The organism is Tateyamaria sp. LSS28 (assembly GCF_059611725.1).
In genome coordinates, this window is sequence record NZ_JCAPFI010000003.1 from 310,307 (window position 1) to 323,897 (window position 13,591).

The 13,591-nt window shown below is 58.0% G+C and carries 14 protein-coding genes; 9 read left to right on the forward strand and 5 right to left on the reverse strand.

The window, feature by feature from the left end:
* Nucleotides 1-34: 34 nt before the first annotated feature.
* Together AC53L6_RS10085 and AC53L6_RS10090 are read right to left on the reverse strand one after the other, a co-directional pair.
* Nucleotides 35-496, reverse strand: a complete 462-nt coding sequence (locus AC53L6_RS10085; protein ID WP_496907754.1) for a hypothetical protein — start codon at nucleotides 494-496, stop codon at nucleotides 35-37.
* Between the two features lie 300 nt (nucleotides 497-796).
* Complete coding sequence (locus AC53L6_RS10090) at nucleotides 797-1,936, reverse strand: DUF6456 domain-containing protein (protein ID WP_496907755.1); 1,140 nt, start codon at nucleotides 1,934-1,936, stop codon at nucleotides 797-799.
* Nucleotides 1,937-2,208: 272 nt separating this feature from the next.
* Between AC53L6_RS10090 and AC53L6_RS10095 the strand changes: the two genes are divergently transcribed.
* Nucleotides 2,209-2,508, forward strand: coding sequence for a DUF6477 family protein (locus AC53L6_RS10095; protein WP_299741719.1), 300 nt, complete (start codon nucleotides 2,209-2,211; stop codon nucleotides 2,506-2,508).
* Here AC53L6_RS10095 and AC53L6_RS10100 read toward each other — a convergent pair whose 3' ends face one another.
* The gene (locus AC53L6_RS10100) at nucleotides 2,509-4,053 is read right to left on the reverse strand and encodes a trimethylamine methyltransferase family protein (protein WP_496907756.1); all 1,545 of its coding nucleotides are present in this window, start codon (nucleotides 4,051-4,053) and stop codon (nucleotides 2,509-2,511) included. It lies immediately after the preceding gene.
* Nucleotides 4,054-4,244: 191 nt separating this feature from the next.
* Here AC53L6_RS10100 and guaA point away from each other — a divergent pair, with 191 nt between their 5' ends.
* The 6 genes from guaA to AC53L6_RS10130 all read left to right on the forward strand — a co-directional run bounded on the left by guaA (nucleotide 4,245) and on the right by AC53L6_RS10130 (nucleotide 10,199).
* Nucleotides 4,245-5,819, forward strand: coding sequence for a glutamine-hydrolyzing GMP synthase (gene guaA, locus AC53L6_RS10105; RefSeq protein WP_496907757.1), 1,575 nt, complete (start codon nucleotides 4,245-4,247; stop codon nucleotides 5,817-5,819).
* Nucleotides 5,810-6,088, forward strand: a complete 279-nt coding sequence (locus AC53L6_RS10110; protein WP_496907758.1) for a putative quinol monooxygenase — start codon at nucleotides 5,810-5,812, stop codon at nucleotides 6,086-6,088. Before guaA ends, AC53L6_RS10110 begins: the two co-directional genes overlap by 10 nt.
* Nucleotides 6,085-6,954, forward strand: coding sequence for a DMT family transporter (locus AC53L6_RS10115; protein WP_299199314.1), 870 nt, complete (start codon nucleotides 6,085-6,087; stop codon nucleotides 6,952-6,954). The genes AC53L6_RS10110 and AC53L6_RS10115 overlap by 4 nt, the downstream gene beginning before the upstream one ends.
* Before the next feature lie 148 nt (nucleotides 6,955-7,102).
* On the forward strand, nucleotides 7,103-8,245 hold the full coding sequence (locus tag AC53L6_RS10120; RefSeq protein ID WP_496907759.1) for an OmpP1/FadL family transporter: 1,143 nt from the start codon (nucleotides 7,103-7,105) through the stop codon (nucleotides 8,243-8,245).
* Between the two features lie 107 nt (nucleotides 8,246-8,352).
* Nucleotides 8,353-9,288, forward strand: a complete 936-nt coding sequence (locus tag AC53L6_RS10125; protein WP_496907760.1) for a DMT family transporter — start codon at nucleotides 8,353-8,355, stop codon at nucleotides 9,286-9,288.
* A gap of 41 nt (nucleotides 9,289-9,329) precedes the next feature.
* Nucleotides 9,330-10,199, forward strand: a complete 870-nt coding sequence (locus tag AC53L6_RS10130; RefSeq protein ID WP_496908073.1) for an ATPase — start codon at nucleotides 9,330-9,332, stop codon at nucleotides 10,197-10,199.
* Here AC53L6_RS10130 and AC53L6_RS10135 read toward each other — a convergent pair.
* Both AC53L6_RS10135 and AC53L6_RS10140 read right to left on the reverse strand, forming a co-directional pair.
* Entirely contained in the window at nucleotides 10,196-10,528 is a 333-nt protein-coding gene (locus tag AC53L6_RS10135) for a hypothetical protein (RefSeq protein ID WP_496907761.1), read from the reverse strand. The genes AC53L6_RS10130 and AC53L6_RS10135 overlap by 4 nt on opposite strands.
* A 40-nt stretch (nucleotides 10,529-10,568) precedes the next feature.
* Nucleotides 10,569-11,480, reverse strand: coding sequence for a hypothetical protein (locus AC53L6_RS10140; RefSeq protein WP_299597014.1), 912 nt, complete (start codon nucleotides 11,478-11,480; stop codon nucleotides 10,569-10,571).
* A gap of 152 nt (nucleotides 11,481-11,632) precedes the next feature.
* Between AC53L6_RS10140 and AC53L6_RS10145 the strand changes: the two genes are divergently transcribed.
* The gene (locus AC53L6_RS10145; protein ID WP_299741728.1) at nucleotides 11,633-12,580 is read left to right on the forward strand and encodes a homoserine O-succinyltransferase; all 948 of its coding nucleotides are present in this window, start codon (nucleotides 11,633-11,635) and stop codon (nucleotides 12,578-12,580) included.
* Between the two features lie 4 nt (nucleotides 12,581-12,584).
* Nucleotides 12,585-13,556 (forward strand): alpha/beta fold hydrolase, encoded by a 972-nt coding sequence (locus AC53L6_RS10150; protein WP_496907762.1) that lies wholly within the window; start codon nucleotides 12,585-12,587, stop codon nucleotides 13,554-13,556.
* Nucleotides 13,557-13,591 lie beyond the last annotated feature (35 nt).

Sequence of the window (13,591 nt, forward strand, 5' to 3'; positions counted from 1 at the left end):
GCACAGAGTGCGGAAAAAGCGTTACTTGTCCCCTTCAAAAGCGATGCCGAACGCCCAACACAAAGCCCGTCGATCCTGCATCAACTTCGAACACACCATATCCGTCAGAGCGGTGATGCAATCGCACAAATGCGGATCTATTCGGATCAGATAGCCCGAACTCAAGCTCGGCCATCCAATGGACGAACAGACGCTGAGACGCGCCATTGCGATCGATCTCGACCTGTGGAATTTCGGACGCGTAGGACAATCCGATACCGGCGGCAATCGAACGCACCGCCGTTTCCTTTTCCGGAACATATCGCAGGACAACCGGCACGGTTAATTCAAGAAGATCCTGACGTCCGAAATGCACCGCCAATTGCGCTTCGAATCCATAGCGAAAGCGGCTGTCACCGATTTGGCGATCCCATCCCAGCGCACCGCCTACGAGATGCGAATCCGCAAACTGAACCCGCCCAGGGACCAACGCGTCATGCCATCTGTTTTCGGTCATGGTGCCGACAAACCCAGAAAAATACATCTGTCGCTCGGCGCGCGTTGCAGACACGCTGCACATGAAAAGAAGCAAAATCACCATCATCACACGGGCGTACGCACACAGCGCCATCGCTGATCGATGCATCCAAAACCTCCACCGCAAGTACGTTCAAAGTTTTGACGATGCCATCATGCTTCACCGCCCGTTGATTGTGACCAACCGCACCGGCGGGCAAGCGAGTCACACAGGAACAGAAACCAAAAAAATGGCGCTGCGGGGAGGACGCAGCGCCATTTGGCGGAACAGGCGCGGTTTTCAGCCGATCAGGCCGCCGCCCGGTCCCATCGTCTCGTCATAATGCTGTTTCAGGCGCATCAGGGCGATGCGCAGCACGATCTTGCCGGACCGGGCGGACCAGCCGAGTTGCTTTTCAGCACTCTCGAGCCCTTCCAGGTAACAACAGCAGCGCAGAACAACATCCGACAGGCCGGGACCGAGATCCCGCAAGGCCGCCGCAACACGCGTGCGGGCCCCTTCCGGCCCATTGCCGACACCGCTGTCCATAGCAAACCCACCGCGCCCGCCGCCCGTCAGGAAGCGGTCCCAGTTTTGGGCCACGCGGGGACCCATCTGGGCAAGTTCAAAGTCCTCGCGCAGACGTTCACCTGCAGTGACAAGATCATCTGAAAGAAACGGTTGCCCCGCCTTATCACGGCGGCGCGCCAATGCCGTCAGCGGAGATTCAGCGAGGTTGTAGCGTACCTTGCGTGGCTGGCCCGTATCCGTGTCGCGCACCGTACGCTCACTCCATTGACGGTGCTGGTCTGCGAAGGGTGTTGCAGCCTCGGCAAAGCCCGGCTGCGCGTCTTCAACCTCTCCCATCATCTCGGCGAGGGCCGCACGGCCCGCGGGAGTGATACGGTAACGCGTAATACGCCCCGTGCTTTCCGCGCTGATCCAATCCTGAAGCGCCATCGCTTCGGCAATCTTGCGATCAACCACGGCAGTGCGCGTGCTGCTGCCGGTCACGCCATCGCGTACGACGACCGCCTTTTCCATATCAACCGCGACCGCGAGAACCGCCCCCGTTTCACAGAGCCGCCGCAGAATGCGGACCGAATCCTGTGTCATCATGGTGGTGTCTGGACCGTGGTCCCGCGCAAGAGCATTTTGCATTTCCGGATCATCCTTCATGGGCTGAGGTGCAGCCGACGAACGTTTCCGACCCAGAGACTTCCCCAATTTACGCAGCACTGCATCCACCAAAGGATCGTCGCGACGGGTTTCAAACCGCCGGATCTGGCGCAGTACGGTCGAGGCATGACAGCCCGACTTGCGCGCCAGTTCGCGGATCGGCAAACCGGCTTCGGTGTGTGCAAGGTAGTGTACGGCCCCGTCTGGAACCCAGGCAGGCAGGTTCAGGTCCGTCGAGCAGAGTACATCGCTGTGGCGCATAGCTGTTTTCCGTCCTTCTTCCCTTTTTGGGCCCCGAATGTCTTTGTTCGCATCGGGTTATCCACAAAAACATCCACACAACCTAGAGCTGCATTGATTACTGGATCGTTAACATTCATCGATATCCGCAGCATTGTTTCCAAAAGATAAACAGTTGCTAAACGAACGTGCGCGGTCAGCTTGACGTGCGCAACACCCGTTCAGGTTGTGCAATGGTTTGCTTGCACTCACCCGACGGGGATCGGGTCGACATCAAGTTTAGGAGACCGGAAATGCAAGATATTCTGACAATGCTAAGCGCACTTCGTCGTCCACGCCTGCTGATGCGCGCCGCGCGAATCGGAGCGGAAGACTATCGCCGAAACGCGCATCTGCCGCGTCTTCTGGGCTACGGACAGTTGCCCCGCCACGGTGCCGCACTCATGCGCCTGATGGAAATCGAAGGCGACCTGAATGCCCAGCGCGTCAATGACGATTCGTCCTACAGCCTGCTGCGCCACATCGACATCTTGATCGCGATTGTAGGCGAGGCGCGCACGCTGCGGGCCGCACAAAGCGAGCCCGCTGGCTGATCACATGAAGCTGTCGGGCTCTGCCGCTTTCTTTTCGGCCACGTAGGCGTCCAGCGCCTCGCGCGTGGCGAGGTCCATGGCAGGTTGCTGGTAGTCCGACAGAAGCTTTTGCACCCGAAGCGTGGCCAGCGCGGCCGTATCCCGCGCGCCCTCGTCTTCCCAGGTTTCAAACGGCTTGTAGTCCAGAAGGTCTGACTTCCAGAACGCTGACTTGAAGTTCGCTTGCGTATGGGCGCATCCAAGGTAGTGCCCACCTGGCCCTACTTCACGAATGGCATCCATCGCCTGCGCGTTCTCGTCTACCTGGACACCAGCAGCCAGATGGTGCAGCGTCCCAAGTTGGTCCGCATCCATGACGAATTTCTCGTAAGAGCTGACCAGCCCGCCCTCAAGCCAACCACATGAGTGCAGCATGAAGTTCACGCCCGACAGAAGACCCATATTGAGTGAATTGGCAGTTTCATACGCGGCCTGCGCGTCGGGCAGTTTCGAGCCGCAGAAAGAACCGGCCGACCGGAAGGGAAGCCCAAGGCGCCGCGCCAATTGCCCAGCGCCATATGTGATGTGCGATGCCTCCGGCGTGCCAAAGGTGGGTGCACCTGAATTCATGTCTATGGAGGTGACAAACGCCCCCATGATGACCGGCGCCCCTGCCCTGCACAGCTGGGAATACGCGATGCCTGCCAGCACCTCGGCCAGCACTTGTGTGAGCGTCCCCGCCACCGACACTGGTGCCATGGCACCGCCCACGATGAAGGGCGAGATAATGCAGGCCTGATTTGCCTGCGCATAGACCTCAAGCGCACCCATCATCACATCATCGAAGGTCATCGGTGAGTTGATGTTGATGAGCGATGTCATCACCGTGTTCTCGGCCACAAAATCCTTACCAAACAGAATTTCCGACATCTCGACCGAATCGCGGGCACGGCTGGGTTCGGTGACAGATCCCATGTAGGGCTTGTCTGACAACGTCATATGGGCGTGCAACATATCAAGGTGCCGCTTGTTCACCGCTACATCCGTGGGTTCACAGACCGTGCCACCTGAATGGTGCAACCATTTCGACATGTAGCCCAGCTTCACGAAGTTGCGGAAATCCTCCATCGTCGCGTAACGCCGGCCGCCACTGGCATCCCGAACAAAAGGCGGGCCATAGACGGGGGCGAGGACAAGACTCTTGCCACCCACCTCAACCGTACGCGCCGGGTTGCGCGCATGCTGGGTGTACGATGACGGCGCTGTTTCACACAACTTGCGCGCCAGGCCACATGGAATGCGCACCCGTTCACCGTCTACATCTGCGCCCGCATCGCGCCAACGCTGCAACGCGGCCGGATTATCGGGGAAGTTCACACCGATCTCTTCCAACACCTTCTCGGCGTTGTTTTCGATGATTTCGAGAGCCTCTTCCGTCAACACCTCGAAATTCGGGATATTGCGTTCGATGAACTTTGCAGTCTCGAAGGACACGGCACTGCGTTCGGCACGCCGCGCAGCGCCGCCGCCACCGCGTCCCCGTCTGCGTGTCGGTGCCTGTTCCATGCCGCATCCCCTTTTCACATGAATTGATGCCAAGGTGATTACCCTATCCCAAACCCAACGGCGCGCGGTTAGCGTCCATCAAGGGAAAAAAGCGACATCCTCCCTTCTTCTGACAAAAAATACGACGGGGTCTGGGGCAGAGCCACTATCCGACGCTTGCCACCCCTGACACACATGCCTATTGCACGCACATGACCGACCAGATCCATGACCGCCTTCTCATCATCGACTTCGGTAGCCAGGTGACGCAATTGATCGCGCGCCGCCTGCGCGAGCTGGATGTCTATTGCGAAATCCACCCCTATCAGAACGTCGACGCCGACCTCATTCGGGACATGGCGCCCAAGGCCGTCATCCTGTCGGGTGGACCGGACAGTGTAACGCGTGAGGGCTCGCCCCGGGCGCCGGACGCCTTGTTCGATATGGGCATCCCGGTTCTGGGTATCTGTTATGGCCAGCAAGTGATGATGCAGCAGCTGGGTGGTCTGGTTGAAGGCGGCAAGATCTCTGGCGGCGGTGGCACGGCGGAGTTTGGCCGCGCGTTTGTCACGCCGGAAGGGCAGCTTAACCTGCTGGACGGCTGGTTCGGTGATGGCAAGGAACAGGTGTGGATGAGCCACGGCGACCATGTGTCCAAGCTTGCCCCCGGGTTCGAAGTCTATGGGACCTCGCCCAACGCGCCCTATGCGATTACCGCGGACACCGCGCGCAACTTCTATGCCGTTCAGTTCCACCCCGAGGTGCACCACACCCCCAAAGGCGCGAAACTTTATGAAAACTTCGTGCGGTTGGCGGGTTTTGCCGGCGATTGGACGATGGGCGCCTACCGCGAGGAAGCAGTGCAGCGTATTCGCGATCAGGTTGGCAACAAAAATGTCATCTGCGCCCTATCCGGCGGTGTCGACAGTTCCGTCGCCGCGGCGTTGATCCACGAGGCTGTTGGGGACCAGCTGACCTGTGTTTTTGTCGATCATGGCCTGCTGCGCAAGAACGAGGCCGAAGAGGTCGTTGACATGTTCCGCGACCACATGAACCTCCAAGTTATCCACGCAGACGAGACAGAGCTGTTTCTGGGTGAACTTGAAGGTCAGTCCGATCCCGAGACCAAGCGCAAGATCATTGGTCGCCTGTTCATCGACGTGTTCCAGAAATACGCTGACCAGATCGAGGGTGCCGAGTTCCTGGCCCAAGGTACGCTCTACCCGGACGTCATCGAAAGCGTCAGCTTCTCGGGCGGTCCGTCGGTCACAATTAAATCGCACCACAATGTGGGCGGCCTGCCGGAAAAGATGGGACTGAAGCTGGTCGAGCCGTTGCGTGAGTTGTTTAAGGACGAAGTCCGCGCCTTGGGCCGTGAATTGGGCCTTCCCGATCACTTCATCGGTCGCCACCCCTTCCCCGGCCCCGGCCTTGCCATCCGCTGCCCTGGAGAGATCACGCGGGCCAAGCTGGATATTCTGCGCGAGGCGGATGCTGTCTATATCGATCAGATTCGCAAACACGGGTTGTATGACGAGATCTGGCAGGCCTTCTGCGCCATCCTTCCCGTGCGCACGGTCGGCGTGATGGGCGATGGACGGACCTACGACTATGCCTGCGCGCTGCGCGCGGTTACTTCAGTCGATGGGATGACGGCAGACTACTACCCGTTCAGCCACGACTTCCTTGGAGAGACAGCCACCCGGATCATCAACGAAGTGCCGGGCATCAACCGCGTCACCTATGACATCACATCGAAACCTCCAGGCACCATCGAATGGGAGTAACGCTGGATGGGTTTCTGCGCTGTGCGTCAGAGGCAGAGGCAGCACGTGTGCGTGCAGCGCTGCCCGAGCACGTGCGTCTGACACGGGCCGAACCCGGCTGCATTCGATTCGATGTGTTGCCCACAGACGATCCGTTGGTTTGGGCTGTCTCGGAAGAGTTTACTGATCCCGCAGCTTTTGATGCACATCAGTCTCGCGCCTCAAACTCGGACTGGGCGAAAGAAACAGCGGGTATTGCTCGCGACTACGCCATCAAGGGCATGCCATGAGTCCAGTCCTTAGGGCAGCGCTTTGGATGACAGGGTCCATCGCGTCTTTTTCGACCATGGCAGTCGCCGGACGCGAGGTTTCCGACAGCCTAGATACGTTTGAGATCATGATGTATCGGAGCGTCGTTGGCATCGTGGTCGTCTGTGCGTTCGCCTTGGCCACCGGTGCCTGGCGCAGCATCAAGACGGATCGCCTTGGTACACATCTGGTCCGCAACGTCGCGCATTTCACGGGCCAGAACCTTTGGTTCTACGCGGTCACGGTGATCCCACTTGCGCAGGTCTTTGCGCTGGAGTTCACCTCGCCTATCTGGGTGATTGTTTTGAGTCCACTGATATTGGGTGAACGGCTGACCCGCGTGCGCGCACTGGCCGCGATTATGGGGTTCGTTGGCATCTTGATCGTTGCGCGGCCCGACATGGCCGGGATCAACGCTGGTGTTATCACCGCAGCGTCCTCGGCCATCTTCTTTGCGCTCACGATCATGTTGACCAAGCGGTTAACCCGGCACGAAGGGATCACATCCATCCTGTTCTGGCTGACATCCATGCAGTTGGTCATGGGAATCGCCATGGCGGGATATGATGGCGACATCGCCCTGCCCGACCTGCAAACCGGGCCTTGGGTATTCCTGATCGGCTGCGCTGGCCTGTTGGCGCATTATTGCCTGACCAACGCACTTTCCATTGCACCTGCAACCGTCGTAGTCCCCATTGACTTTATTCGCCTGCCAACCATCGCAGTGATCGGGATGCTCGTTTATGGCGAAGTCATTGATGTTTGGGTATTTGTTGGCGCAGCCGTCATCTTTGCGGGCAATTACGTGAACATTCTGGTCGAATCGCGGCAATCCAAAGCGATGTGACCCGAATGTCACAAACTTATGACGCTCCGTCACGAGCGCTTATCTGCCCTAGCGTCAATATTGACGCACACCCCTTGAAAACGGCTTATAGTCTACCAAAGCGCACCCACTCGACATCCACATGTGCGCTGTTTTGGGAGGAAATAGTATGAAAACCCGTCTTTTGACGGTTGCGGCGCTGCTGGCGTCCACCGCATCCGCACACGCCGTTGGCCTCGACCGGTCCGGCCAGCGCATTGGCATCCTGTTCGAGGAAGGCAACCGTGTTGAGCTGAGCTTTGGGTATACTAGCCCAAGCGTTGAAGGCCGGTCGCAAAATAACCCGCTTTTCGGGCCATTCGCAGATCAGCCTATCGACAATGTTGGGGACAACTTCCTTATTTGGAACTTGGGCTTGAAGTATGACTTCAATGACAAACTGTCATTTGCCATCATCTCCGACGAGCCATATGGTTCCGACGTTTTTTACCCTGGCGACCCAACCGCAAGCGTTCTTGGGGGCACAGGAGCGACTGTTGACAGCAATGCTGTGACTGCACTGGCGCGCTACAAGTTCAATGACAACTGGTCAGTTCATGGCGGCGTGCGCTATCAGGAAGTTTCGGCCGGTGTGACACTTGGTGGTGTCGCGTTCCGAGGGCTCAATGGCTACTCTGGTAACTTCGCTTCTGACGGTGATGTTGGATATGTCGTTGGTGCTGCGTACGAAATACCCGCAATCGCTTTGCGTGTTGCTCTGACCTACAATTCGTCAACAACCCACAACTTGCCGACAACTGAGTTTGTTGGTCCGGTCCAAATCTCAGCACCTGGTGCAACAACTGAAGTTGACACACCTGAATCGATTAATTTGGATTTCCAAACCGGCATTGCCCAGGACACTCTCTTGTTCGGTAGCCTCCGCTATGCACGTTACAGCGATACTGTTGTTGCTCCAACCGGCTTTGTATCAGTCAATCCATCAGGCGGACCTTTGACCGACCTTGAAGACGGTTACGATTTCGAAATTGGGGTCGGCCGCCGTTTCAATGAGAAGTGGTCCGCTTCAATTGCCGCTGGGTTCTCCACAGTGGGTGACGATAATCTGGTGTCTCCCCTTGGACCAAACAACGGTTCACGTCACGTCGCCGTCGGTGCTAAATATGATGTAAACGATCAGTTCGCGATTTCTGGCGGTGTACGCTATACAATTCTGGGTGACGCGGTGTCGTCTCCCGGCGGCAGCCCAGTCGCGGACTTCGACGGCAACAACGCGGTCTCTGTCGGCATCAAGTTCGCCTACCAGTTCTGATTCTATCCCAGCAGGGATACATCAGAAACCCCGCCCTTCCTGGGCGGGGTTTTTCTTTGCGCAGGTTCCGGGTGGCGGAAGATAAGTCGGGCTGACAGGATACGTCCATGACAGCACAAAAGACCCTCTCAGGACGCGCATGGTCCGAACTATTGCTTCTTGGTCTCATCTGGGGCGCTTCATTCTTGTCCATCCGCATTGCGCTGGATGAAATCGCCCCCCTGACCAGCATAGCACATCGCACGTTCTGGGCCATGTGCGCCCTGTGGCTTGTGGTCTGGGCCATGCGCCTGCCTGTGCCGCGCGATCCGCGCGTCTGGGTCGCGTTCCTGGGCATGGGTGTTCTGAACAACGTCATCCCCTTCGGCCTCATGGCTTGGGGGCAGCTTTACATTGAAACCGGTCTTACCTCGATCCTGAACGCGGCCACGGCCATCTTTGGCGTGATTGCAGCAGCGCTCTTCTTCGCGGATGAACGGATCAGTGCCCGCAAGGCAGTGGGTGTTGTCCTGGGCTTTTTCGGTGTGGCAACTGCGATCGGACTTGAGAATTTCAAATCCTTCGATCTGCGCAGCCTGGCCCAAGTGGCAATTGTGGCCGGCACAGTCAGTTACGCTCTGGCTGGCGTTTGGGGGCGGCACTTCCTGAGTGGTTTACGCCCGCAGGTCGCGGCGGCGGGCATGCTGACGGGGTCCAGCCTGGTAACAGTTCCGTTGGCTTGGATGGTCGATGGGCCAATCAGCCTGAACCTGCACACCGACACTGTTCTGGCCATTGCCTACTATGCAATCATCGCGACGGCAGGCGCCTACCTTCTCTACTATCGCGTTCTGGCCATGGCCGGATCGGGCAATCTGATGCTGGTAACATTGGTCATTCCACCGGTCGCAATCATCTTGGGTTCAATTGTGCGGGACGAGGTACTGAACCCAAACGCCTTTGCTGGTTTCGCCCTGCTGGCGCTTGGGTTGGCCATCATCGATGGTCGCATCCTCACCCTTCTGCGACGCAGGAGCGTTGACCGCCCCACCCCTCGCGGCTAGGACAGCCCAAACCGGAAAACGGCGCGGGGACCTTGACGACAATGCTTTATCGCGATGCGGACAGCTGGCGGGCCGCTCCGTCGAAACGTGTGCTTGTTTTTGGCATGTCCGGTTTGGGCAAGACACACATGTCCACGACATTGCGCGACAGCGGGAATTGGTTCCACTACTCGATCGATTACCGGATCGGCACGCGCTACATGGGCGAACGCATCACCGACAATGCCAAGGCCGAAGCGATGAAGGTGCCGTTTCTGCGCGATCTTCTGATGTCCGACAGCATCTATATCGGCTCTAACATCACCTTCCATAACCTGAGCCCTGTTTCCACCTACCTGGGAAAACCAGGCGACCCGGCCAAAGGTGGCTTGCCAATCGCAGAGTATCGCCGTCGGCAAGAGCAGTTCCGCCTGTCAGAAATCGCCGCGCTTAACGACACCGGCTATTTCGCTGAACGGGCACAGCGGCTTTATGGATACCCCAATTTTATCTGTGACACAGGCGGGTCGATCTGCGAATGGGTCGATCCCAACGATGACAATGACCCCTTGATGACCACGCTAAGCTCTGTAGCGCTTCCGATCTGGATCAAAGGGGACGAAGCACACACTGCCGCGCTGATCGCCCGCTTCGATAAAGCGCCGAAACCCATGGCGTATCAGCCTGACTTTCTGCTGGGCTGCTGGTCTGAATACCTTGCCGAAACGGGCGACGCCGAGGACAAGGTCGATCCCAATGCCTTTGTCCGCTGGACCTACGCCCGTGCGCTGGCACACCGCCAACCACGATACGAAGCGATGTCGCGCTGGGGTGTGACAGTGACCGCAGACGACGTGGCCACCCTGAACGGCGAGGCCAACTTTAACGATCTGATCGCAGACGCGCTGACATCTAAACTGCGCAGCAGCTAGGCGACGATCCGGAACAGCTTCGTCGCGCGATCCAGCCAGTTCGCGGCGGTCTTGAGCGCATTGGCCGCTTTTTCCAGTTTGCGAAGATCCGCCTTGGCCGCCTTTACCGCAGCACGCAGACGCGCGCCCGCACTGGATGGTTCGCCGGGGCGCGGCGTTGTCAGCTCAACATACTGCGCGCGCCGCAGCTTGGTCATGCCGCTCCGAATATCTCGGGCCGTCCGCCGCAGCGCTTTTTTCTGGCTCAGATCAGATTCTTCATCCGCACGCTCCTCCAACTCGGCCGAGGCTGCACGTCCTACAATCAACAACTCTTCGTAGGTTGCCATTCCAATGACATTTTTTCCCATAAATCACCTATTCAAATAATCAGCCCTTGAGGGCCTGGACCTGTTTGACCAGCTTGCCAATCTCAGCCGCATCCGGTCGAGACTTTACCTGCTCCAACAACAGTTGGTGTTGGCGCCAAATGGCCAGCAATTTGACTGACTGCGCCTTGGCCTTCTGCTTTTCAAAGCGCTTGAACTCTTGTTCATACGCCCGCACAGCGGACAGATATCCGGATGTACCCTGTGCGTCCGTCATGCGCCCATAGGCAGCATCCAAACGGTCGAAAGCGTCCAGCATGTCATCGTCACCCTTGATCTCGAAATGCGCGATCAACTCGTAGACGATTGTGCGGATTTCAGGATGCGCTGTTGAGACGAGGCGCTCCAGAATAGCGCGACGACGTGCCTCAACCGCCGTTCCGAGCAGGTTGCCCAATGCGCCAACTTGTTCAGCATTTAGGGGTGCGTTCTTGGGCGCCACATTCACCGTTGCAGCAAACTCGGTCAGGCTTTTGTTGAAGGCATTGAAATTGGTGGTCACGTCACCGGCCACCGAAGACCCGGAAATCGCGGACAATGTCGCTGCATAGTCCTGCAAGGTTTGTAGCCCCTCTTGCGCAAACTTCGCGTCGCCCCTCTTTTTCGACAGGGTGACCTTTGGCGTCAGATCACAAGGCGCAACCGCCTGATCATCTGGGACTGTGCTGAGATCCAGAGACAGCGCCACATCCTGACAGCCCAGTGGCGCGGCATAGATGTCGCGCCCACTGCGGGCAGCTGCAGCAACGGACGCGCGCGTTTGCTCGGCAACAGCCCTATCAATCTCCGGTTCGGCAGACTTGGATGCAGCAGCGACTGTTTCTCCAAACGCCTTGACGCCGGGGCCAGCATCCGGCGCGTTGCAGGCAGATAGTGCAAATAAACAAAGGGCAATCAGGCAAAAACGTGCCATCGCAGACCTCCTGAAATCGAACTTTATAAAATATCGTCAACCATCGGTTGGACGTCACACCCCTGTCAAGGTTTGTTTACCAACGCCTACACATCTGGAAACCCGGGCCAGCAACCGCTATCTGATCGCGACCACTGTGAAAGATTGCGATCATGCCTATCAAATTGCCATCCACCCTGCCCGCCTATGACGTTCTGACGAACGAAGGCGTGATGGTGATGGACGAGGAGCTGGCAAGTCATCAGGATATCCGCCCGCTGAAGATCGGGCTGTTGAATCTGATGCCCAAGAAGATCCAGACAGAAACACAGTTTGCGCGCCTGATCGGGGCCACGCCTTTGCAGATCGAGCTGACGCTGATCCGTATGTCGGACCACGAGACAAAGAACACGGCCGCCGCGCATATGGAGAGCTTTTACCGCCCCTTTCAGGAGGTGAAGGCGCAGAAGTTTGACGGGTTGATCATTACCGGTGCTCCCATCGAACACCTTGATTTCGAGGACGTGGATTACTGGGCCGAGTTGGAAGAGGTCATGGATTGGACCCAGACCAATGTGCACTCCACATTTGGTGTGTGTTGGGGCGGGATGGCCATGCTGCATCATTTCCACAGGGTGCCCAAACACCTGCTTGGGTCAAAACTGTTCGGCACGTATCGGCATGCGAATCTGGCGCCTGCATCGCCATATCTGCGGGGCTTTTCCGATGACTGCGTGGTGCCTGTCTCTCGCTGGACCGAAGTGCGCGCCGCGGAAGTCGAAGCCGCTGGCCTGCCCGTCTTGCTGGGCTCGGATGTAGCCGGGCCGTGCCTGATCGAGGACCCAGCGCACCGCGCCCTCTACATCCTGAACCATTTTGAATACGACAGTGACACGCTAAAACAGGAATATGACCGCGATCTGGCTAATGTTCAGGTCGAAGGGGCCGAGATCGCCCTGCCTGTCGACTATTTCCCCGGCGATGACCCGACGCACATGCCCACCAATCGGTGGCGCAGCCATGCGCACCTTCTTTATGGCAATTGGCTGTCCGAGATTTATCTGACCACGCCGTATGACATGAACCGGATCGGCCGGGACCGCACCGATCTGCGAGGTTAAGGATATGAAGACGTTGTTGGTTGTGTTGGTGGTACTGGCCATTGTTGGCATTGGAACCGTGCAAGTCCTTGCGCAGAAGCGCGAACGCAATGCAGCAGTTCACTACCCGCCGCAAGGCACGTTGATCGAAGTGGACGGCGTGGCTGTGCATGTGGAACAAATGGGCAAAGGTCCGGACCTCGTGCTGATCCACGGAGCATCGGGGAACACGCGGGATTTCACCTTTGCCTTTGCCGATTTACTCAAAGACCGGTACCGGATCACGATCCTCGATCGCCCAGGGCTTGGGTGGAGCGACCGTGCCGGGCCGCAATATGAGCGGATCTGGACCAATGCGCACGAGGATCCGATCACGCAGGCGCGTCTGCTGCGTGCAGCAACACAGAAGCTAGGTGTCGAAAACCCGATTGTTCTGGGCCATTCCTTTGGGGGCATCGTTGCCCTTGCCTGGGGTGTCGAGTTTGATGATCTGGCTGGCATTGTGTCCGTTGCTGGTGTCGCAAACCCTTGGCCAGGCACATTGGACTGGACCTATACGGTTGGCGGGACTGCCTGGGGCGGTGCTTTGGTGATCCCTCTGCTTTCCGCGTTCGTGCCGCAAACCTATGTCGACACTATTGTTGCAGGTATCTTTGAACCGCAGAAGGCCCCGGCCGGGTACCTGGAACACGTCGGATCGGCGATGACCCTGCGCCGCAACACCATGCGCGCCAATACGCGACAGGTGAACTGGCTGCGCCCACATGTTGTGGACCTGTCCGCGCGCTACAACGCGATCACTGAGCCTGTAGAAATCGTGCATGGAGATGCGGACACAATTGTGCCGCTGGACGTGCATTCCATCAAACTGCCCGATCAGATTGCTGGCGCCAACCTTACAGTCCTGCACGGTGTGGGACATATGCCGCACCACACGCACGCCAGCGATGTAATTGCAGCAATTGACCGCGTCGCTACCCGTGCGGGTTTGCGTTAAACGCCTGTCTCGCCCATATTACATGTTAAGAGCAG